Source organism: Peptoclostridium sp. AF21-18, assembly GCF_003478825.1.
Classification (GTDB): Bacteria; Bacillota; Clostridia; order Peptostreptococcales; family Peptostreptococcaceae; genus Peptacetobacter.
In genome coordinates, this window is record NZ_QUGE01000002.1 from 147,052 (window position 1) to 170,736 (window position 23,685).

Genomic DNA, 23,685 nt, shown 5'->3' on the forward strand with positions numbered 1-23,685 from the left:
TCTTTCACTGATTATTCAGCAAAATGTTCTTCTATGTATTTTTCAGCCTGAGTAGCAGCTATTGCACCATCAGCTGTTGCAGTAACAACCTGTCTTAAAGGTTTCTGTCTACAGTCACCAGCTGCGAATACACCTGGTATGTTAGTTCTCATGTGGTCGTCAGTTAATAAGTAGTTCTGTTCGTCCATATCTAATATACCTTTGTATAAGTCAGTCTGAGCTATAACACCTATGAATACGAATACACCCATTGTTCCGTCTTCTTCATCAGCGAAATATTCATGAGTTTCTCCAGTAACTTTGTTTTTGAATACTACAGATTCTAGTATTCCGTCACCTTTTATTTCTTCAACTACTGTATCTAGTAAGAATTCTATTTTAGGGTTCTTTCTAGCTTTTTCTTCTATACTCTTAGCACATCTGAATCCCTGTCTTCTGTGAACTATTGTAACTTTTCTAGCGAATTTAGTTAAGTACATAGCTTCTTCTAAAGCACTGTCTCCTCCACCAACTACGAATACTTCGAAGTCTTCAAAGAAGTCAGCGTCACAAGTTGCACAGTAAGAAACACCTTTACCAGTGAATTCTGCTTCTCCTGGGCATCCTATTTTTCTTGGGCTAGCACCAGCTGCAACTATAACAGCTTTAGCTCTATATTCTGTACCACTTTCACATTTTAATACTTTTATATCTCCTTCAAGCTGAACTTCAACTACACCATCTCTTTTTATTTCAGCACCGAATTCATCACACTGCTGAACCATTCTAGCTGTTAAAGATGGACCACTTGCATTTTCAACAGATCCAGGATAGTTTGCAACTTCGTGAGTTATAACTATCTGTCCACCGTTTTTAGTTTTTTCTAATATTAGAGTTTTCATTTTAGCTCTAGCTCCATATATTCCTGCAGCTAGTCCAGCTGGTCCTCCACCGATTATGACTATGTCATATAAATTTTCCATTTCGTCATCCTCCTGATTGAAATATAAATCTTTTTATTAATTTAAAATTCAAAATTTAAAACAATATTATATTTTTGAATAGTAATTACTAGTATAACACTTCGAAAATGTTTTCCCGTTGCACAAATACATTTGTAAATGTTTTCCACAAAGATAAATATAATACTATTCTTTTAATACTCATACTGGATTCTTGAGATTGTATTAGTCATTATATCTAAATCTATAACTCTAAAATCATCCATTACTCTTTCTATCCAGTTAGGAGTTTTCTTATCATTTTGGAATTTAGAAGCTGTATTTATTGCATCTTCTATTAGTTCCACTGACTGATAATCCACCCCTTTTCCTTCAGCCATTATAACTGTTCTGTAAGGAGTTTCATTAGGTTTTACACTTCCATAAAGTGGGTGTGAAAGTAGTTTACATCCTTTGTGAATGTATTTTCTGCATTCTTCAAGAACACCTATGTAAGATGTATCAATAAGTCTTACATCCTTTTCAGGAAAACTTTCTTTTATTTTAGAATTATTTGTTACTATAAACATCTTTACACTCTCTTTCATCCTAGAAACTTTAAACAAAAAAACAGAGAAAACAAATCTCCCAATTTGTCTTCCCTGTCAAAATTCATCTTCAGAGATCTGTCCGCAATATAGTATATTCACCTGAGAATTTCACATTTACTATTGGGAAATAGTAAACATTTGTACCTTCGGTCCCCATTTAAGGAAGTCTCCTATACGCTTCATCCAGAAATATAAACTTTTTATTTTTGTCTGTTTCTATATTTGTTAAGTTTAGTATATAAATTTTCGATACAAATATCAAGTCTTTTTTTTAAATTTTTTCTATTAAATTTTCAAATGTTTTTCACATATTTTTCTAACAACTTATAAAAGTTAGTTATATACTTAACTTTAGCCACTTACATCTTTGATTGTTCATTAAGGTTGTTAGTCATATTTTTTTTATTTTGGGGCTATTTTTATATGATTTATTTAATTTTCTATATATATTTTAAAATTTATATTGTATTTTATATATATATATATATATATATATTTATTTTATTGATATTTAATATACTTTTGAAACAAGTCTTTTTATTATCGATTTATTTATATCTTACCAATGCTCCAATTATAGATTTTTTCTATAATTATATCTAGACAATCCTTTTCAAAAGGTGATTTTAGTTCACCCTCTTCAACTGTTTCCACAAAAGATCTCTTGCCAGCATCTCTACAAATACGTATATATTTTTCTAAAACTCTATCATAATCGTCTTGCATATCAGCCCAAATTTGAAGTGCACAAACTTCAGCAAGAGCATAGTCTATATAATAAAATGGATTTTTAAATATATGTCCTTGCTTAAACCACCAACAACCTTTTTCTAAAAAATCATTTCCATCATAATCTTTCCATGGCGTATATATTTTCTCTAGTCTTCTCCACTCCGAATTTCTTTCTTCTGGAGAAAGTTTTGGATTTTTATATACAATATGCTGAAACTCGTCAACTACCATACAATATGGAATTAATCTAACAATTGTAGCCATATGTGTCCTTTTAAATTTTTCATTATCTTCTTTGAAAAATAGCTTCATCCAAGGCCAAGTCAAAAGTTCCATAGACATAGAGTGTATCTCACAACAATCTAACGTAGGGAAGTTTATTTCTGGCATATCTATATCTTTAGACATGTACAATTGGAATGCATGTCCTGCTTCATGAGTCAATGTATCCACATCATCAAAAGTCTTATTGAAATTAGAAAAAATAAACGGTGCTTTTATTTCTGGAATATAAGTACAATATCCCCCAAATCCTTTAGATTCTTTTGTTTCTAAATCCATAAACTCATTTTTTACCATAAAATCGAAAAATTCCCCAGTTTCCTTAGACAACTCGTGGTACATTTTTGATGCTGCTCCTAAAGTTTCTTCATAATCTGTAACGGGCTCCATATTCCAACCAGGGTATTCAATATCATCATCGTAATATTTTAACTCGTCTATTTCTAGTCTACATTTCTTTTGTTTATTAAGCTCATCAACTAATGAAATCCATTTTTTTCTAACCTCATCTCTAAATTTAGCTACATCGGCTTCCCCATATTCAGTTCTTTTCATTCTGACATATCCTAACTCTACAAAATTATCATATCCCAACTTTTTAGCAATTCTATTTCTCACTTCTACTAACTCATCAAAATTCGAATTGAATTTGTCTTCAATTGATTCAAAATAATTATAGAATTTTTCTGATGCCATTCTTCTTTCATCTCTGTTTTCTGATAACATATATTTATTCATTTGTGATAAGTTATTATACTTGCCATCATAAAATATTTTTGCAGATGCTAATAACTTAGTATACTCAGAACAAAGTTTATTCTCTATTTTTAAATCATCAACTATTTCATCTGAAAATTCCTTTAAACTAAACTCTACAAGTTTATAAAAATGCTTTCCATATTTAGCTTCTATATCTGTTTTAAAGTCTGAATTTACAATAGTTTCATAAAATATCTTATCTATTTTTTTATACTCTGGACCATACTCATCCCAATATCTATTTTCTATAGCTATCTTTTCATCATGAGTATTTATACTATAATTTATAGATGCTAGTGTCTTCATACTCTCTACATGATTTCTTATTTTATTTATTTCTACTATATTTTTATCAAATTTTTCAAAATTATCACTTTTTTTTATATCATTTATTAATGATATTATTTTTTTATTAATCTCTTCAAAACTTGGTCTTTCATATTTATACTCTGAAAATTTCATCTTACCACCTCTCAAAAAAAGCTGTATAAGAATTATCCTATACAGCTATCTTTTTATATATAATTATATATTTTTTAAGTTTTTCATACTTATATCAAGTGCTTTTACTGAATGAGTAAGCGCTCCTGAAGATACAACATCAACACCTATTTTACCTATCTCTTCTATATTATCTAATGTAACATTTCCAGAGAATTCTACTATAGCTCTATGATCTATTATCTCTAAAGCTTTTTTAGCAGTTTCTAAGTCCATGTTGTCTAACATTATTATATCTGCTCCAGCTTCCACAGCTTCTTTAACCATATCTAAAGTTTCAACCTCAACTTCTATTTTAGTAACAAAAGATGCGTAGTTTCTAGCTGCTTCTATAGCTTCTTTTACACCACCAGCAGCTCCTATATGGTTATCTTTAAGCATTACAGCATCAGATAAATTCATTCTATGGTTGTTTCCACCACCCATTTTAACAGAATATTTATCTAATATTCTAAGATTAGGTATAGTTTTTCTACTATCTAATAATTTTGTATTACTTCCTTCTAATTTTTCTACAAACTTATTAGTCATAGTTGCTATACCACTCATTCTCTGAAGGTAATTAAGTGCAACTCTTTCTCCCATTAAAAGATTTCTAGTACTTCCTGTAAGTTTAGCTAATAACTGTTTATTCTGTACTTTATCTCCATCTTTTACAAAGAATTCTATTTCAACATCTCCAAGTATATCGAATACTCTTTTATATACTCCAAGCCCTGCTATTACTCCATCTGCTTTACATATAAGATCTACTGTAGATCTTGATTCTTCACCAACTACAGAATTAGTACTTATATCTTCATTTGGAATATCTTCTATAAGGGCTTCTCTTATCATCTTATCTACAATCAAATAATTCATAATCGAAATCCTCGCTAATTTTAACTATTTCATCAATAACTTTCATTTTATTTTCTTTCATTAATTCATCTACAGAAACTTCAAGATTTGGAAGTTCTTTAGTAACAAGTTCTGTATCTTTTATATGTGCATTTATATCATTTGCTGCTCTTTTTGAGAACACTAATCCTTCAAGTAATGAGTTACTTGCTAATCTATTAGCACCGTGTACCCCTGTACAACTAACTTCACCTACTGCATATAGATGGTCCATAGTAGTTTTTGAATTAAGATCTACATGGATTCCACCCATAAAGTAATGCTGTGCTGGAGATACTTTTATTAGATCTGTACCTATATTAGTACCTCTTTCTAAGCATCCGTTGTATATAAATGTAAATCTATTTTTTAAATACTCTTCTCCAAGGTGTCTAGCATCTAGATATACATAATCTGTTCCATCTTTTTTCATCTGTTCAAATATCGCATGAGATACAACGTCCCTTGGTAGTAATTCATCTACAAATCTTTCTCCATCTTTATTTTTAAGAAGAGCACCTTCTCCTCTTAAAGATTCAGATATCAGCATTCTTCTTCCATTTGAATTTTCTTCATAGAATGCTGTTGGATGTATCTGTATGTAGTTTAGATTTTCTACTTCTACTCCATTTTTTAGAGCTATAGCTATACCATCTCCAGTTAAATGTCTTTGGTTTGTAGAGTTTTTGAATAATCCTCCAATACCTCCACAAGCTAATACTACATCTTTCGCAAATATATGCATTTCTTCTCCATCTTTGAATACTCTAGCTCCGATACATTTGCCATCTTCTGTTATTATATCTAGAAGAGTTGCATCTTCTATCATTTCTATATTGTTTCTAGTAAGTGCTGCTTTATAAAGAGTTTTATATACTATTTCCCCTGTATTATCTTTGCAGTGAACTATTCTATTTACTCTGTGAGCACCTTCTCTAGTATAATCTATCTTTCCATCTTCCATATCAAGTGGCATACCATATTCTTCAACTATCTGAGATATATTTTCAATAGACTCTTCAGCTAATACCTGAACAGCCTCTTCTCTATTTTCATATCTTCCCGCTTTCATAGTATCTTCTACAAATGGTTTAATATCCGCTTCATTTAATGCAGTAGATATACCACCTTGAGCAAGATATGTATTATTATTGTCCATAGTTGATTTAGATATTACTGTTACATTTAGTTCTGGATTTAAATTAAGAGCACAGTAAAGTCCAGCTACTCCACTGCCCACAATTAAAACATCTTTTTCTAATTTCATTTTTATCCCTCGATTTTTTATCCCTCTGATAATTTGTGCATATTAAGTAGTGAATTTAAAGCATTAACTCTAACATTTTCTTCTACTATAACTTCATTTTCCATATTTAGTAAAGTATTATATAAGTTTTCTAATGTAGTCTTTTTCATATCACCACACTGTATTGCACCATTTCCTCCTGGGAAATAGAATTTTTTATCAGGATTTTTTTTCTGTAGCTCGTATAATATTCCTTCTTCTGTAGCTACTATAAATTCTTTAGCTTCATTTTCTGTAGCATATTTTATTATTCCAGAAGTACTTCCAACAAAATCTCCCATACTTCTTATTTCTTTTCTACATTCTGGATGAACTAATACCTTTGCATTTGGATGAGCTTCTTTTAACTCAGTTACTTCACTTTCTTTTATTCTATCGTGAATTGTACAACATCCATCCCAAAGTATAAATTCTTTTTCTGGGAAATGTTCTGCTATATATCCACCTAAGTTTCTATCAGGTAAGAATAATATCTGTTTATTTTCAACATTACCTAGTATTTTTAAAGCACTTGATGATGTAACAGACACATCACAATGAGCTTTAACATCAGCAGTTGAATTTATATAACATACTGTTAATGCTTCTGGATATTTTTCTTTCATTTCTATAACAGCCTTTTCGCTAGCCATATCTGCCATTACACAACCAGCATTCTTCACAGGCATAAGTACAGTTTTTTCTGGTGAAAGTATTTTTGCACTTTCTCCCATAAATTTAACCCCACAGAATACTATAACTTCTTCCTTACAATCTCTAGCTATTTCACTTAAATAATAAGAATCTCCTACTTCGTCTGCTATCGCCTGTATTTCAGGCGGCTGATAGAAGTGAGCTAATATTATAGCATTTCTCTCTTTTTTAAGCTCTTTAATTTTGCTTACTAAATTTTCGTTCATGTTATTTGTACACCACTTTCTTGTTATTTTTTTATCTAGTTTTTTTGACAATCTTACGATTTTATTTTTTATTTTCTAATTATAACTCAAAATTATTATAGCATTATACTTTATCTTCTTCAATGATAAAGAAATTTTTAACATATTTGATAGAAATTCTATCATTTTCAAATGATTTAAAAATTTTATTATTTGTTATTTTTTTATCATTTATATTTATTTTTAGCTATTTTTATATTTTTTAATAAATATAATCATATATTTTTTCTATCGAATATAAATAAATTATCATTTTTAATTATCATAAATCTGTAACTTTTTTAACATTTTTATAGTAAGTTATTTTTTTACATTGACTCAAAATAAAAAAAGCTTTTCCTAACTACTCTTTCTTTACTTTATTTTTTTCATTAATTTCTTTATTTTTATTTGATATTATCGCATATTTTTCACACTTGATTATGATATTCTATAGTTGTATACTATATATAAAGAGTTTTGTATACAATGTTGAATTTTAATAATTGTATTTTTGTATTGAAATTATAAATTTTTTAGTTGATTTTTTATCAACTATATTTATTTTTTGTTTTAACTTTATTTTGAATTTAACATAAAATACAATTCTTATAAAAATTTTATATTAAAAGAGGTGTTTTACAATGACAGCATTCATAATTGGACTAGTAATGCTTCTAGTTGGTGGTATGGTTTATGGTAAATACTGTGAAAAAGTATTTGGACCAGATGATAGACCTACTCCAGCAATAACTCTTGAAGATGGTGTTGACTTCGTTCCTATGAAAAAAATGAAGAACGCACTAATCGAGCTACTTAACATAGCAGGTACAGGACCTATCCTTGGACCTATCCAGGGTATATTATTTGGACCTATAGCGTTCATATTAATACCAATAGGTTGTGTTCTAGGTGGTGCAATGCACGACTACATGAGTGGTATGATATCTTTAAGAAATAACGGTGAACAGATGCCAGGTATAATAAGAAAATACTTAGGAAAAGGTGTATATAATGTATACAACGTATTCCTTTGCTTCTTAATGATACTAGTTGGTGCAGTTTTCATTTATACACCAGGGGACTTAGTTGTTACTCAGATACTTCATCAGCAGTCAGTTATATCTAACCCAGTTGTTTGGATTGTTTACGGTGCTATATTTGCTTACTATCTAGCAGCTACATTATTCCCAATAGATAAGATAATAGGTAGAGTTTATCCTATATTTGGTATAATACTTCTATTATCAGCTATAGGTGTTGGTATAGGTATATTTGTAAAAGGATACGATTTAACTCCTTTAACAGCTGAAAACTGGATGGGTGTTCATCCTCAGGGATTACCAATACTTCCTATATTCTTCGTAACAGTTGCTTGTGGTATCGTTTCAGGATTCCACTCTACTCAGGCTACTTTAATAGCTAGATCTGTTACAAATGAAAGAGAAGGTAAATTCACATTCTACGACATGATGATACTTGAAGGTTTAATAGCTATGATATGGTCAGCAGCAGCAATGGGTGTTTACAATGCTCCAGGTCTTGTTGCTCCAGAACAGATTGGTTCTCCAGATGTTATCGGTATAGTTGCTAATGACTTACTTGGTAAAGTAGGTGGACTTATAGCAATACTTGGTGTTATAGTACTTCCTATAACTTCAGGAGATACAGCTTTAAGATCTGTTCGTCTTATGATAGGTGATGCACTTCACATCGACCAGACTAAGAAGAAAAACAGATTCACATTATCAGCTTGTATATTCATACCAGTTGCAGCTATATTAGTATTCGCTAAATCAAATGCAGAAGGTTTCAACGTATTATGGAGATACTTCGCATGGGCTAACCAGACTATAGCTTGTTTCGCATTTGCTATGATAACAGTTTACTTATTATCTCATAAGAAAAACTACATCATGTCACTTATCCCAGGTATGTTCTATGTATTCATCATATCTGCATACATCTTAAATGCTCAGATAGGATTCAGATTACCAATGAATATAGCTTACATAGGTGGGGTTGTATTAGCAATTGTATACGCAGCCTTAGTTATTAAAAAAGGTAAAAATACAGTTGATGGTGAAAGATTAGCTTAATCTTAATCATGATATAACTAATAATTAATATAAAAAAAGACTATGCAAATTGCATAGTCTTTTTTTATATTAATTATTTAAATTCTCTAGCAGTTTCTTCTCCCTTTAATACTCTTAAAGCTCCAAATGCTAAAGATTCCATTTCATTTTCTCCTGGCATAATCTCTACATGAGAAATAAATCCAACTTTTTTCTTAAGCTTACTTGTAAACATATTAGAATGCGCTATTCCTCCTGTAACTATAATGGCATCTACATCACCATCTACAACTGTTGCCATCTCTCCAATAGCCTTAGCCATCTGATAAACCATTGCATCGTATACTATTTCAGCATATTTATCGCCATCAGATATCATTTCTTCAACTTTTCTTAGGTCGTTTGTATTTAGGTAAGAGTATATACCACCTTTACCTCTTATCTTCTTTTTCATATCGTATAGGCTAAATTTATTAGCATAACATTCTTCTATTAAAGCTATACAAGGAACTCTACCAGATCTATCTGGTGAAAATGGACCCTCATCATCAGAAATCATATCACTCATCTGACCATGTTCATGAAGATAAACAGTAGCTCCTCCACCAACATGAGCAACAATTAGATTCAAACTTTTATAATCTAATCCCTTATCTTTAGCATATTTTAAAGCCATTGCTCTAGTATTTAAAGCATGCCCCATACTAGTTCTTTCAAAGTCTTTTAAACCAGATATTCTTGCCACATCACTCATCTCATCAACAGAAATAGAATCATAAATAAATGAATTTATACCTACAGAATCAGCTATGGACTTAGCTATAACAGCCCCTAAGTTTGAAGCATGGTCTAATACTGGTCTATTTTTAAGAGTATCAATCATCAAATCATTTACTCCATACGCACCTGATTTAACTGGTGGAAGCGCCCCACCTCTTCCAACTACAGCATTTAAACTTTTTACATCTATCCCTTTTTCTTCAAGCAATTTTTCTATAGCTTCAGTTCTCATTTCTAACTGATCCATATTGCATTTATATTTTGAAAGTTCTTCTGAAGAATGTGCAATTGACTCGCTCATTATTAAATTCTCATCATCATAAACTGCAACCTTAGTTGAAGTCGATCCTGGATTTATCGCTAAAACTCTAAACTTCATAACCTATTACCTCTCATACACTATAATTTATTGAATACTAAAATATTAAATTATTATACTTCACAGTTTTCAACCTGAACTATATATTCTCCACATTCAGCACACACTATTATGCTAACTATGTAGCTATCATCAACTTTTCCTGCTCTACTAAGCTTATTGAAAGAGTTTCCTTTATATTCTTTATCTATATCACTTATAACATATTTTCCATCTTTAGTGAAAATATAGAAATGATATTCATAAAAAGCAAAGAATTTCTGTTTTTCTTTAACACCTGCCATACAATCAGGGCAAGCTTCTTGATAATACTCTTTTGCAAATTCTACATCTTCAGCTTCAGAAACTAATCTCATAGCTTCTTCAACAGAAAATCCACTTACTTCTTTTTCCTCATCATTGAAAAATTCACTACATTTTTCAGAGTCCAAAACATATTCTCTACCATCACAATTAAATTTATATTCCATAATAACCTCCAAAAAATATCTCAAAAAATTTTATAAAATTTATTCTATTTCACTTCTAAAATGAACCATTTCAGCAACCGCCTCTTTGTATTGAGCCTCTTTTATATATCCAAGCTCATACATCTTTTTAAGAATAATCTTCTGTCTAGTCTTAGCTGCACTATAATTACTATAAATCTTAGGATTATTTGTAATACCTACTAACATAGCCGATTCTGCTAAATCTAAATCCTTTACATTCTTTCCAAAGTACAACTCTGCACCTGCAGCAACACCATATGCATTTTGTCCAAAATAGATATTATTTAAATATGCTTCCAAAATTTCATCTTTTTTCATAACCCTATTCATTCCGACAGCATTGTACATATCCATTATCTTTCTCTTTATCGAAACCTCTGAACTAGTCAATAAGTTTTTTGAAAGCTGCATTTCTATAGTACTTCCACCCTGTCTTGAATCAGTCAATATGTTATGAATAAGCGACCTTGCAAGTGCCTTTTTATCAACACCATCGTGTTTATAGAATCTCTCATCTTCAATAGCCACTATTGCATTTCTCAGGTTCTTAGGCATATCTTTTATAGGTACCTCTTTAGACGAAATATACTTCTCATGTACCATTTTTGCAGTAACTTCAGGCATATCTTTTGTAACATACTTAGCATATCCTATACCACAAGTCCCTGCCACAATACATAAAACAAGAAGCATTGCTACTATTCTACTCACATAGTAGAATACTTTACTTTTTATTTCATTTTTCTTATTCTTCTTATTCTTACTACTTTTTCTAGTCTTTTTGATGATTTCTCTATCTCGACTTGATTCTCTCTCTTTTTCTCTAGCACCATAGTTGAATTTAACATCATCAGAAACAGAATTTCTACTATCATCCATTCTAGAATTAGAAACATTAGCGTTCTCTCTAGCTCTCTTCTTTCTTTCAGAAGGAAGCATACTATAATCATATTCTTTTTCTTTATTATTAAGATTTTCCCTATTATTTTGTCCTCGGTTACTTCTAGGCTGCAATCTCTCTCCATTTTTTCTAGAAAGTGCAGATCTACCAGTATTTCCTCTTTTAAAATCATCATTAGCCGTTCTTTCAAATAATGGCTTTGATTTGGTATTTTCTCTTAATCTTTCTTCATCGTAAGAATTATCTGGTCTTCTTATTCTATTAGAGGAACTCCCTCCACTAGAAGACACATTCCTTCTTCTTACCTTATTCTCATTGCTGTTGTTGAACATTAAATTTCCTCCTAATATATCAACCCCAAAATTAATCTATATTACTTGTCAACTTTATCTCTTATCTTTAAGAAAAGCTCAGCAGTTGCCTGAGTATCACTACTTGCTCTATGTGCATTTTTATTTTCTATACCGTAATATTCGCATGCTGTAGCTAATTTTTTATTCTTTCCTCCATAAGAGCTAACTTTCTTTAATAATTCTAAAGTACATATATAATCTTTAATTTCCTCAAGACCTAGCTTATTTAGATAGTAATTTAAAAACTTAATATCAAATTTTGCATTATGTGCAATTATTGTATTACTTCCTATAAACTTTCTAAATCTAGGAAGTACCTGTTCTATAGTATCTTCATTTGCAACCATTTCATTAGAAATACCTGTAAGCTCTGTTATAAATGGCGGTATTTCCTGTTCTGGTTTAACAAATCTACTATAACTTCTAACTATTTTTCCATTTCTTATCTCAGTAATACCTATCTCTATAATTTCATTTCCTTCAAATGGATTAAGACCTGTTGTTTCAAGGTCGACTACTATAAATACCTCGTCATTTCCAAAAAGGCTAATCTGCTCCATAATATCACCTCACTAATAATTTATAACTATAAAACAATCTTTTATCGTTAAATCTCTTCAAATTCTTCCATAAAGCTGTGTTTTACTCCATCTTTTTCCCATCCTAAAACAGAGTCAATCTTTACATTTTGAGCTGCTTTAAAAATAGATTTTTCAACATTATCGAAGTTCTCTGAAAGACTTGATATCAATTCTTTTATCTCATATCTCTTATTTCCAGCTTTTTTAGATGTCACAGTACATGCGCAATCTAAAGGCTCTATCCCTGTATATCTAACAAATCTCTTTATATATTCTTCCCTAATATAATAAAGAGGTCTTATAATTTGCATTTCTCCACTCTTTGATGACTTTATCTTTGGAAGCATAGTCTTAAAGTTTCCAGAACATAAAATATTCATCATAGTTGTTTCAATAACATCATCATAATGATGTCCCAGTGCTAATTTATTACATCCAAGCTCCTCAGCCTTATTGTATAAAGCACCTCTTCTCATTCTTGCGCACATATAACAAGGATTATCTCTAGCTATTTCATCAGTTATTCTAAAAATACCAGATTCAAATATTTCAACAGGAATATTTAAATACTTGCAAAGTTCTTCAAGCTTAACCCTTATATCATCTCTATATCCGGGATCCATAGCTAAAAATACTAACTCAAAATCTATATTTGAATATTTTTTAAGCTCTTGAAACATCTTTGCCATTAGCAAACTATCTTTTCCACCAGATATCGCTACAGCAATTCTATCTCCATCACTTATTAATTTATAATCATTTATAGCCTTTAAAAACTTTGACCATATATGCTTTTTATATCTTTTTACAATGCATCTTTCTATATCTTCAAGTGGTCTGACTTGTATATTGTCAGTTGCCGTCATACTCTTGTCCTCAACTTTCTATGAAAATCTTCATTATACTATAATACCACAAAATAAATCATTTAGTTATCACTTCTATCAAATTTCATAATCTAGAAGAAAATTGTAATATTTTCTTTAGAAATTCTTTAATATTATTACAATTTTTTAATAAAAAATGCCAATCGTTTGATTAATTTATCATACGATTGGCATAGTTACAAAGTTGTAAATTTATTTATTAAATTATTTTTTTACTACTCCAGATTCTATAGCAGCATTTTTTACAGCTTCAGCTACGTTTTTAGCTACATTCTTATCAAATGCCATAGGTAATATATTTTCTGTACTTAATTCACTATCTGATACAGAATTTGCTATTGCATATGCAGCTGCAACCTTCATTTCTTCATTTATATCTGTTGCTCTTACATCTAATGCACCTCTGAATATTCCTGGGAATGCAAGTACATTGTTTATCTGGTTAGGGAAGTCTGATCTTCCTGTTCCAACTATAAATGCTCCACCTTCTTTAGCCTCATCAGGCATTATTTCAGGTGTAGGATTTGCCATAGCCATTATAATAGGCTTATCTCCCATAGTCTGAACCATTTCTTTTGTAAGCATTCCTGGTCTAGAAACACCTACAAAAACATCCTTACCTTTTATAACATCTTTTAATAGACCTTTTTCTTTATTTTTATTTGTGACTCTAGCCATTTCAAGCTGAGCTTCATTTATTCCCTCATAATCCTCTGTTATAGCACCGAATCTATCACAAAGTATTACATTTTTTACATTCATATTTAAAAGCATTTTTGCTATTGCTATTCCAGCAGAACCTGCCCCATTTATAACAACTTCTAGATCTTCTACATTTTTGCCTTCTATTAACTTAGTTGCATTTATAATCGCTGCAGATACGACTATTGCAGTACCATGTTGGTCATCATGGAATACTGGTATATCTAGTTCTTCTTTTAATCTTCTTTCTATTTCAAAACATCTTGGAGCTGATATATCCTCTAAATTTATTCCTCCAAATACAGGTGCTATATTTTTAACTGTTCTAACTATATCATCTACATCATTAGTATCTAAACATATTGGAAATGCTTCAACTCCAGCAAATTCCTTAAATAATATAGCCTTACCTTCCATTACAGGTATTCCAGCAGAGGCTCCTATATCTCCTAGACCTAAAACTGCACTACCATCGCTAACTATTGCAACCATATTTCCTTTTAATGTATATTTGTATACGTCATCTGGATTTTCATGTATTTTTACGCAAGGTGCTGCTACACCTGGTGTATACGCTGTAGATAAGTCATCGCTATTTTTAACAGATATCTTACTAGACATCTGTACTTTTCCCCTGTTTTTTTCGTGTAATTCTAATGATAATGCTGAAAAATCTTTTTTCATAAATTTCTTTCTTCCTTCCTCATAGATATTATTTCCTTCAGAATCTATTGCCACAGTTAGCTTTAAATTTTCTACTCTAAGTTTTCTAACTGCTTCTGCACCTAAATCATCATATGCTATTACTTCACATTCTTTTATAGAATCAGATATATATGCTCCTGCACCACCGATAGCAGCTAGATAAACTGCCTTGTATTTTTTCATAGCTTCTACTACCTTATCAGCTCTTTTTCCTTTTCCAATCATAACCTTTAAACCTCTTTCAAGTAGAGGCACAGTTAAGTCATCCATTCTATAGCTAGTAGTAGGCCCTGCAGAGCCTATTACTTCTCCTGGTTTTGATGGTGTAGGACCAACATAGTATATACCTTGTCCATCTGGATTAAATGGAAGTTCTTCTCCATTTTCAATAGCATTTATAAATCTTTTATGTGCCGCATCTCTTCCTGTGTAAATAACTCCACTTAATTCAACCATTTCTCCTGCTTTTAAATCTAAAATATCTTCTGTAGTCAACGGCATTATTAGTTTTTTCATATTAATCCCCCCTTATATAATAGCCTTCTTATGTCTTGATGCATGGCAATTTACATTTACCGCAACTGGAAGTCCAGCTATATGGGTAGGATATGTTTCTATATTTACCCCTAGAGAAGTTGTACTTCCTCCAAATCCCTGAGGTCCTATTCCCAAATTATTTATCTCTTCTAGTATTTCTTTTTCTAATTTCGCAATACTTTCGTCTTCATTATGCTGACCTAACTCTCTAAATAAAGCTTTTTTAGCTATTTCACAACATTTATCCATAGTTCCACCTATCCCAACTCCAATAACAGTTGGTGGGCATGGATTTGGACCAGCTTGAGATACTGTTTCTACAACAAATTTCTTTATACCCTCAATACCATCAGAAGGTTTTAACATTTTAAGAGCACTCATATTTTCGCTACCAAATCCCTTTGCTGCAAATTCTATTTCTATCCTATCTCCCTTTATAAAATCGTAATGTATAACAGCAGGGGTATTATCTTTAGTATTAACTCTATCAATAGGAGAAACTACAGATTTTCTCAAATATCCTTCAGTATACCCTTCAGATACACCCCTATTTATAGCTTCTGTCAATGTTTCTCCTTCTACTATTACATCTTGTCCCACTTTAACAAAAAATACAGCCATACCTGTATCCTGGCAAATAGGAATATTTTTCTGCTCTGCTTTGTCAGCATTTTCAAGTAAAATATTTAAAATATTTTTACCTGTTTCACTTTTTTCTGTTTCTATACTTTTTTTAATCCGATTTTTCACATCGTCTCCTAAAAATATAGCAGCCTCAATACACATATCCTTTACGGTATCTGTTATAACTCTTGAGTTTATTTTTCTCATTTTATCCCTTCTTTCAGAAATTAACGCTGGTAAACTATAATCTCTATATTTTTTTAGCTTTTTATTTTATAATATCTACAAATTCACATCCTACAACTTTTTCTAAATCTCTAGGTGCAAGCTCTACTTGATATCCAATCTTTCCTGCGCTGACAATCATTGTTTCAAGCTCTAGCGCTGTATCATTTACAAATGTCTTGTACTGTTTTTTCATACCAATAGGAGAGCATCCTCCTCTTATATATCCAGTAACCTTGTTTATGTCCTTAACATGAATCATTTCTATATTCTTTTCCTTAGCTGCTTTGGCTGCTTTTTTCATATCTAATGATTCTGCTACTGGTATAACAAATACAAAAAATTCTTTGCTATGTCCTTGAGCAACTAAAGTTTTATATACTTCTTTTTCATCTCTACCTATACTGTGGGCAACTGTAACGCCATCAACATGATCTTTATCCACAGGATAAGTAAGCTCTTTATGCTCTATCTTATTAGAATCTAGTATTCTCATAGCATTGGTCTTTACTGCTTTAGCCTTTGCCATATCCTATCCCCCCAATCGTACTTCAATTTTTCTATATAGTTATCTTCTTTTCTTTCTAGATTTAGAATTTCTACTTGATTTTCCTCTTGAACTATTTCGCGAGCTATTATCTTTTGAGTTTCTTCTTGATGAATTTTTTCCACTTTTAGAATTTTTACCTTTTCCTCCAGAGTTTCCTCTTTCTTCGTAACTCCAATCACCTTTTCTAGGTTTTATCAGACAATTTCTACCATATCCAATTAAATCCTCTCTATTAGCCTTTACAAGTGCTTCATGCACTAAATCGTAATTTTTAGGATTCGAGAACTGAAGAAGTGCTCTCTGCATAGCCTTTTCATGTCTATCTTTTGGAATATACACAGGTTTCATATCTATTGGGTTAAGTCCTGTATAGTACATTGCTGTAGAAAGAGTTCCCGGTGTAGGATAGAAATCCTGTACCTGTTCTGGCTGGTAGTGTGTATCTCTTAAAAACTCTGCCAATTCTATAGCATCATCTAATTCACATCCTGGATGACTAGACATTAAATACGGTATTAAATACTGTTTTAATCCTAGTTTTTCGTTTATATCAAAGAATTTTTTTCTAAAACTATTGTAAGTCTTTCCAGCTGGTTTTTGCATATAATCTAACACTCTTTCAGATATATGTTCTGGAGCAACCTTTAGCTGTCCACTTACATGATATTTTATAAGCTCATTTAAAAATTTATCATTTTTCTCTGCCATAACGAAATCATATCTTATACCAGATCTTACAAATACCTTTTTAACACCTTCAATACTTCTAACTTTTCTAAGTAAGTCTATATAGTCGCTGTGGTCTGCATTAAGATTTTTACATGGTGATGGATATAAACACTGTCTATGTTTGCAAGTACCATGTTTTAACTGCTTCTTACATGCAGGCTCTCTAAAGTCTGCAGTAGGTCCACCAACATCGTGAATATAACCTTTGAAATCAGGCATTTTTGTCATTTCTTTTGCTTCTCTTATTATAGACTCTTTACTTCTACTCTGAATCATTCTTCCCTGATGGAATGTTATAGCACAGAATGAACAACTTCCAAAACAACCTCTATTACTTACAATACTGAATTTAACTTCATTTATAGCCGGAATTCCGCCGTCTTTTTCGTATATAGGATGATAATTCTTCTGGTACGGAAGGTCATACACTCTATCTAGCTCTTCTCTAGTAAGAGGTTTTTCAGGAACATTTTGTACTAGATATTTATCTCCGTGCTGCTGAACTATAATCTTTCCTCTCATAGGATCCTGTTCTTCATACTGAACTTTAAATGCCTCTGCATATTTTTTCTTATCAGAAACAGTTTCCTCATGAGAAGGAATTACAACATAATCTCCGTATATTTCATCTAATGAATCAGCTAAATAACAAGTCCCATTTATATGTCTTATATATTTAGGATCAAAACCATCATTTAAAGCGTTTGCAACCTCTACTATCTGCTTTTCACTCATTCCATAAACTAATAAATCAGCTCCACTATCTACTAGTATAGAATTTCTAACTCTATCATTCCAATAGTCATAGTGAGAAAATCTTCTTAAACTAGCTTCTATTCCACCAATTACAACTGGAATATCTCCATAAATCTCTCTAATTTTATTACAATAAACTATAACAGCTCTATCTGGTCTTTTCCCCATTTTTCCACCAGGAGAATATAAATCCTTATCTCTTCTCCTTTTACTTACAGAATAGTGGTTTACCATAGAGTCCATATTACCTGAGTTTACTAAAAATCCAAGTCTTGGTCTGCCAAATTTCATAAAATCATCATTCTTTTTCCAATCTGGCTGAGATATTATACCTATCTTGTACCCCGCATCTTCTAATACCCTAGATATAATAGCTGTTCCAAAGCTGTGATGGTCTACATATGCATCACCTGTAACAAGTGCAAAGTCTACCTCTTCCCACCCTCTTTCTAGCATATCCTCTCTGCATATAGGTAAAAACTTATTTTTCACTAAATCACCTCCTATTTTTTATCGTGTTTCTTTTTATCTTTAATATCCGGAATTTCTATCTCTTTAACATCATCTGGATCTTCAAACCATTCTTCTTCACAGAAAAAGCTTCCATCTGTAATTTTGTCCACAGCCATCTTCATATACTTACCATAAGCAGTAGCTGCAATTTCTCCAGTTTCAAGAATTATTTCTCCAGTTCCTTCAAACAATTTTCTATTTTCTTTTTCTATTCTTCCTATTACATAAATCTTTGAATCTGTTGGAACTGGCTTTTTATATTTAATTTCTAGGGAAACAGTTACTCCCCATACTTCTTCATTTCCTATGCTAACAGCTCTACCTATAGTTTCATCTAATAAAGCTGCAGAAATTCCACCATGAACTCTTCCAGGATAACTCTGATGCTCATCTAATGTATGACATACACATAATAGTTCTCCATTTTCTAGCTCATAAAAACTAGACTTTAATCCTAAATCATTCTGGTTACCACATACTATACATTTTCTTCCTATATTCTGTTTCTTTAAAACTTTATACTTCAAAAAATCATCTCCACATTAATTAAAATCTAATTGCATTCATTGAAAGGCTCATAACAAGAAAAACAATTCCTATTACTCTAATCATAAATACAATAGTGTATTCTATTATACCTTCACTAAATTTCTTTTTAAGTCTAAATATTTCCTCTGGATATACAAAAAGTATTACACCTATAAAAGTCATAGCCAATGGTATAATAACTATATTTTGAGTATTCATTATATTCATCTCTCTAGAATGGTACATTATAGCAGATTCTATAAATCTATACTCAAATGGAACCTTGCTATCGTATTTGAAATTGTACTCTAGCTCTCCATTTTCCTTTGAAATAGATACAGCAGATTTCAAAAGTTCGTTGTGTAGTTTAGCATCCATTACAAACTTATTTCCATTAAACAATTTCATAACAACTGTATTCTTTGAATCATTTGTACTTATATATGTAGCTACTTGTTTTCCATCTTTCTTTAATTCATAGTCGCTATTATATCTCCCTGTTAAGTACATCTCCTCATTTTCCATTTCATCCACGATTTTTCTGGTTTCAGTTAGCTCATAAATTGTCCCATCTTCACATTTTATCTTTGATGTATTTTCCTGTGTTCCCATATATCTATATATTTTTCCATCTATTGAAAAAGATTCATAAGAAATATACTCTTTACTTATAAAGAATATATTTAACATTACTGTAACAAGCATTATTATAGAAAATACTTTTTCTTTTCCTATTTTCCTCAAACCCTTCTCTAGCATTATTCCACTCCTGCACCACTAAATATCACTATCTAAAAGTCTATTCCAAAAAATTCTACAATCTGATCTTCCCAATAACTTATAACTAATTCTTCAGGGAATTCTAATTCTTTTATAAGTTTCTCGCAGTTATCAAATTTTCCAATTGAGTAGCATATATGGGAATCTGAGCCAAATATAACTTTTGCATTATATTTTTTACAGTACTCAAACATTTCTGCATAATTTTTATCCGCTCCTTTTCTAGAGCTATTTGGATTTAATGATGTATTATTTACTTCTAATAGAATATTTTTTTCAGCTGCTTTTTTTACAACTGCTTCGTAGTCTATTGGATATCTATCATCATCTGGATGCCCTATTATTTTTACAAATGGATTGTCCATAACATTTAAAAGAGCTCTTGTATTTTCTTCTTTAGTTCCTGGAACTATACAAGGATTGTGTAGACTTGCTATTGCATAATCTAATTTTTTTAAATCATAATCTGATATATCTATACGTCCATTAAAATCTAATATATTTGCCTCTATTCCTCTTAATATCTTCACATTTCCAACCTGTCTAGGTATTACCTTTAAATTATGGAAGAAATATTCATGAGGTCCGCCTGGCATTTTAATTCCATGTTCAGATATACCTAAAAATTTAAGACCTACTTCATTTGCTTCATCTATATTTTCTTTAACTGTGCTATATGCATGACCACCAAAAACTGTATGAGTATGCATATCTATTATTGCTTTTTTCATAAATCATTTTCCTCCTATAAAAGAAGGCTGCCTTAATCCTGTATCGGGATACAAAGCAGCCTTATTATCTCTCCAAATGCAGAATCCTGCATATTTAAATATTTATTTTTAGTTTTATAAATTGTAAATTTTATTTATTTTATTATTATTCAACATCTAAATCTTTGAATTTATCTTTGAATAATTCTCCAAGGCTTCCTAGTGAGTCTTCAACTTCAAGATATTCACTTATATCTTCTTCTGGTTCTCTTTCAGCTTCTACTTTAGAAACTTTCATTCTTCTATTTTTGTAGCTGAATTCGATTACTTTAACTTTTATTTCATCTCCTTCATTAACTACATTCTGAACTTTAAGAACTCTATCTTCACTAAGTTCGCTTATTGGTAAGTAAGCTTCTACAGATTCTCTAACTTTAACAAATGCTCCACTTTCTATTATTCTTAATACTTCAACATTTATTATATCTCCAACAGATATTTCTTCAGAAGCTATTTTCCAAGGATCGTTGTTTATATCTTTTAATGCTAAACCGAATTTTCTATTTTCCTGATCTATATTAAGAACATAAACTTCTACTTCCTGTCCTTCTGTTACGAAATCTTCTACATTTTCTACTCTGTCCCAAGAAAGATTATTTCTGTGAACTAAACCTTCTATTCCACCGATATCAACAAATGCTCCGTACTGCATTATTTTAGTTACTTTACCTTCTTTTTTCTGTCCAACTTCAAGGGCATCAAACATAGCTTCTTTTTCAGCTTTTACTCTAGCTCTTTCTGCAGCTTTTTCTTCTCTTATTCTTGCTCTTTCTGCTTCTCTTTCTGCTTTTATTCTAGCATTTCTTTCTGCTCTTTCTTTGTCTAATCTTTCCTGAAGCACTTCTCTTCTTGAAGCTACAGCTCTATTTCTTCTAGCATCAAGTTCTTTAACGTATACTTCTAAAGTTTTTCCTACATAGTTTTTAGTATCCTGAACAAATTTAGTATCTAACTGAGATATTGGTATGAATAATTCCTGAGTTTTGTAAGTAGCAAATATACCTCTATCTATTGCTTTTGTTCCTTCTACTGTTAATATTGTTTGATTTTCTAAAGCTTCTTTTAATTCAGCATAGTCTACTTTTTTATCAGCTGCTAATTTAGATATTGTAACAGTTGTATCTTTCTGTCTAACACTGTTTATAACACCAGTTATTTCATCACCGATTTTGTAAACTTCATCAGCGTATTTTCCTTTTTCTAAATTTAATTCTGATACTGGTATTAATCCTTCAAATCCAGCACAGTTTTCTAATTCTAATTTTATTTCTTCGTTATCTATTGATGTTACTTTTCCAGTTATAGTCGCACCTATCTGTATTTTTTTCATTTCCTGATCCTGAAGATCAAGCATTTCCTGCATAGTTAATTCTGCCATTTTTGAAACTCCCTTTCAAGTAAAATTTTCATATTTAATATTATACCATTTTTTTATTACATTCTGTTGATTTTTTGTTATATTATTACATTTTAATCTGTATTTTTTATCAATACATTTTACATTGTAAAAATATATAATATTTATTTAGTTTTACCTTCACTTAAATTCTTTTTATAGAAATTATAGAAACATATCGCAGTTGATGTTACCGCTAATATATCCGCTATCGGCTCTGCTAATAATACCGCAAATAATTTATCATTCATAAATGTAGGTAGTATGAATATTAATGGTATTAAAAGTATTATTTTTCTAAGCATAGCCAATATTAATGATATTTTTGCTTTTCCAAGTGCTAAGAAAGTTTGCTGACATGCTATCTGAATACCAAACACTAACATTCCTACAAAGTATATTCTCATAGCCCAACTTGTAAATTCTATTAACTGTGGATCTGAGTTGAATATTTTTACAAAAAATGCTGGGAACATTAAACAAGCTGATGTTGCAACTAGTGTAAATGCTAAACAACTTATTAGACAAAGTTTAAATGATTTTCTAACCCTATCAAAGTTTTTAGCACCATAGTTATACGATGTTATCGGCTGTGCTCCCTGAGTTATTCCAAGTATTGGTAGTGTTATCATCTGCATTATACTACTCATAACTGTCATAGCTGCTACTGCTATATCTCCACCGTACATCTGTAGTTTTGTATTTAAAGAAATTAGAACTAAACTTTCTGTAGACTGCATTATAAATGGAGATACACCCAATGCCATCATTCCACCTACTATCTTAGGATTTATTCTAACGTTTTTCATTCTTATTCTAAGGATAGTTTTTTTGCCAGCAAGGAATACTAATACCCATATTGCAGATACTCCCTGAGATATTATTGTAGCTAATGCTGCCCCTTTTACTCCCATATCAAGTCCAAATATTAATATTGGATCTAGTACTATGTTAAGAACAGCTCCTATTGCAACAGTTATCATACCTGTTTTTGCAAATCCCTGAGTTGTTATAAATGGGTTTAATCCAAGAGCTATCATAACAAATATAGTTCCTGCTAGATATATTTGTATGTAGTCAACTGCATAAGATATAGTATTATTACTTGCTCCAAACATCCATAATATAGGCTCTTTATAAATTTGGAATATGCAAGTAATTACAACCGCTAATAAAACTAATGCAGCAACAGCGTTACCCATTATTTTTTCAGCTCCATCGTTGTCCTTTTCTCCCATTTTTATAGCTGCAAGTGGTCCACCACCCATACCTATAAGAGCTGCAAATGCACTTATTAATGTTATAATTGGGAATGAAAGTCCTACCCCAGCCATTGCAACTCCACCATTTGCCATTCTTCCTATAAACATTCTATCTACTATGTTGTATAGAACATTTACAAGCTGTGCAACTATGGCTGGTGCTGCTAATTTAAATAACAATTTACCGACACTGCCGTTTTCTAATTCATTCTGATTGTTTTCAGTTGCCATTTTTTCACCTTTCTCCTTTT

The 23,685-nt window shown here is 31.0% G+C and carries 21 protein-coding genes, 1 pseudogene and 1 riboswitch; of the genes and pseudogenes, 1 reads left to right on the plus strand and 21 read right to left on the minus strand.

The window, feature by feature from the left end:
• Positions 1-11 precede the first annotated feature (11 nt).
• From trxB to nadA, 6 genes are all read right to left on the minus strand, one after another.
• Complete coding sequence (trxB, locus tag DWX74_RS02070) at positions 12-962, minus strand: thioredoxin-disulfide reductase (RefSeq protein ID WP_118548477.1); 951 nt, start codon at positions 960-962, stop codon at positions 12-14.
• Positions 963-1,135: 173 nt separating this feature from the next.
• Complete coding sequence (locus DWX74_RS02075) at positions 1,136-1,510, minus strand: GrdX family protein (protein WP_199647509.1); 375 nt, start codon at positions 1,508-1,510, stop codon at positions 1,136-1,138.
• A 98-nt stretch (positions 1,511-1,608) separates the two neighbouring features.
• A riboswitch (glycine riboswitch) is annotated at positions 1,609-1,714 on the minus strand.
• Between the two features lie 369 nt (positions 1,715-2,083).
• The gene (locus tag DWX74_RS02085) at positions 2,084-3,766 is read right to left on the minus strand and encodes a M3 family oligoendopeptidase (protein WP_118548479.1); all 1,683 of its coding nucleotides are present in this window, start codon (positions 3,764-3,766) and stop codon (positions 2,084-2,086) included.
• A gap of 63 nt (positions 3,767-3,829) precedes the next feature.
• Complete coding sequence (nadC, locus tag DWX74_RS02090; RefSeq protein ID WP_199647511.1) at positions 3,830-4,666, minus strand: carboxylating nicotinate-nucleotide diphosphorylase; 837 nt, start codon at positions 4,664-4,666, stop codon at positions 3,830-3,832.
• Entirely contained in the window at positions 4,644-5,951 is a 1,308-nt protein-coding gene (locus DWX74_RS02095) for an L-aspartate oxidase (RefSeq protein ID WP_118548480.1), read from the minus strand. The genes nadC and DWX74_RS02095 overlap by 23 nt, the downstream gene beginning before the upstream one ends.
• Positions 5,952-5,968: 17 nt before the next feature.
• Positions 5,969-6,889 (minus strand): quinolinate synthase NadA, encoded by a 921-nt coding sequence (gene nadA, locus DWX74_RS02100; RefSeq protein ID WP_006439075.1) that lies wholly within the window; start codon positions 6,887-6,889, stop codon positions 5,969-5,971.
• Between the two features lie 662 nt (positions 6,890-7,551).
• On the opposite strand from nadA, the gene DWX74_RS02105 reads away from it, so the two are divergent.
• Complete coding sequence (locus DWX74_RS02105; protein ID WP_118548481.1) at positions 7,552-9,006, plus strand: carbon starvation CstA family protein; 1,455 nt, start codon at positions 7,552-7,554, stop codon at positions 9,004-9,006.
• A gap of 73 nt (positions 9,007-9,079) precedes the next feature.
• Here the strand turns inward: DWX74_RS02105 and buk are convergent, their stop codons facing one another.
• From buk to DWX74_RS02175, 15 genes and pseudogenes are all read right to left on the minus strand, one after another.
• A complete protein-coding gene (gene buk, locus DWX74_RS02110) occupies positions 9,080-10,144 on the minus strand; it encodes a butyrate kinase (RefSeq protein WP_118548482.1) in 1,065 nt (354 codons plus the stop codon).
• Between the two features lie 53 nt (positions 10,145-10,197).
• Positions 10,198-10,614 (minus strand): DUF3785 family protein, encoded by a 417-nt coding sequence (locus DWX74_RS02115; protein WP_118548483.1) that lies wholly within the window; start codon positions 10,612-10,614, stop codon positions 10,198-10,200.
• Between the two features lie 39 nt (positions 10,615-10,653).
• A complete protein-coding gene (locus DWX74_RS02120; protein ID WP_286164145.1) occupies positions 10,654-11,868 on the minus strand; it encodes a transglycosylase domain-containing protein in 1,215 nt (404 codons plus the stop codon).
• A 41-nt stretch (positions 11,869-11,909) separates the two neighbouring features.
• Positions 11,910-12,449 carry a 3'-5' exonuclease gene (locus DWX74_RS02125; protein ID WP_118548484.1) on the minus strand — a complete coding sequence of 180 codons (540 nt, stop codon included), beginning with the start codon at positions 12,447-12,449 and terminating at the stop codon, positions 11,910-11,912.
• A gap of 47 nt (positions 12,450-12,496) precedes the next feature.
• On the minus strand, positions 12,497-13,336 hold the full coding sequence (locus DWX74_RS02130) for a tRNA 2-thiocytidine biosynthesis TtcA family protein (protein WP_118548485.1): 840 nt from the start codon (positions 13,334-13,336) through the stop codon (positions 12,497-12,499).
• 225 nt (positions 13,337-13,561) lie between these two features.
• Entirely contained in the window at positions 13,562-14,743 is a 1,182-nt protein-coding gene (locus DWX74_RS02135; protein ID WP_286164149.1) for an NAD(P)-dependent malic enzyme, read from the minus strand.
• Positions 14,738-15,280: pseudogene (locus tag DWX74_RS11225) on the minus strand (Fe-S-containing hydro-lyase); the annotation flags it as partial. The gene DWX74_RS02135 and the pseudogene DWX74_RS11225, both read right to left, overlap by 6 nt.
• A gap of 12 nt (positions 15,281-15,292) precedes the next feature.
• The gene (locus tag DWX74_RS02140) at positions 15,293-16,132 is read right to left on the minus strand and encodes a fumarate hydratase (RefSeq protein ID WP_118548486.1); all 840 of its coding nucleotides are present in this window, start codon (positions 16,130-16,132) and stop codon (positions 15,293-15,295) included.
• A gap of 61 nt (positions 16,133-16,193) precedes the next feature.
• Complete coding sequence (gene ybaK, locus DWX74_RS02145) at positions 16,194-16,679, minus strand: Cys-tRNA(Pro) deacylase (protein ID WP_118548487.1); 486 nt, start codon at positions 16,677-16,679, stop codon at positions 16,194-16,196.
• A gap of 39 nt (positions 16,680-16,718) precedes the next feature.
• A complete protein-coding gene (locus DWX74_RS02150) occupies positions 16,719-18,677 on the minus strand; it encodes a YgiQ family radical SAM protein (protein WP_118548488.1) in 1,959 nt (652 codons plus the stop codon).
• A gap of 11 nt (positions 18,678-18,688) precedes the next feature.
• Entirely contained in the window at positions 18,689-19,225 is a 537-nt protein-coding gene (locus DWX74_RS02155; RefSeq protein ID WP_118548489.1) for a PaaI family thioesterase, read from the minus strand.
• Positions 19,226-19,244: 19 nt separating this feature from the next.
• On the minus strand, positions 19,245-19,985 hold the full coding sequence (locus tag DWX74_RS02160) for a hypothetical protein (protein WP_118548490.1): 741 nt from the start codon (positions 19,983-19,985) through the stop codon (positions 19,245-19,247).
• Positions 19,986-20,017: 32 nt separating this feature from the next.
• Complete coding sequence (locus DWX74_RS02165; RefSeq protein WP_118548491.1) at positions 20,018-20,737, minus strand: phosphatase; 720 nt, start codon at positions 20,735-20,737, stop codon at positions 20,018-20,020.
• 145 nt (positions 20,738-20,882) lie between these two features.
• Positions 20,883-22,154 carry a 30S ribosomal protein S1 gene (locus tag DWX74_RS02170; protein WP_118548492.1) on the minus strand — a complete coding sequence of 424 codons (1,272 nt, stop codon included), beginning with the start codon at positions 22,152-22,154 and terminating at the stop codon, positions 20,883-20,885.
• A gap of 143 nt (positions 22,155-22,297) precedes the next feature.
• The gene (locus DWX74_RS02175; protein WP_118548493.1) at positions 22,298-23,665 is read right to left on the minus strand and encodes an MATE family efflux transporter; all 1,368 of its coding nucleotides are present in this window, start codon (positions 23,663-23,665) and stop codon (positions 22,298-22,300) included.
• Positions 23,666-23,685: the final 20 nt, after the last annotated feature.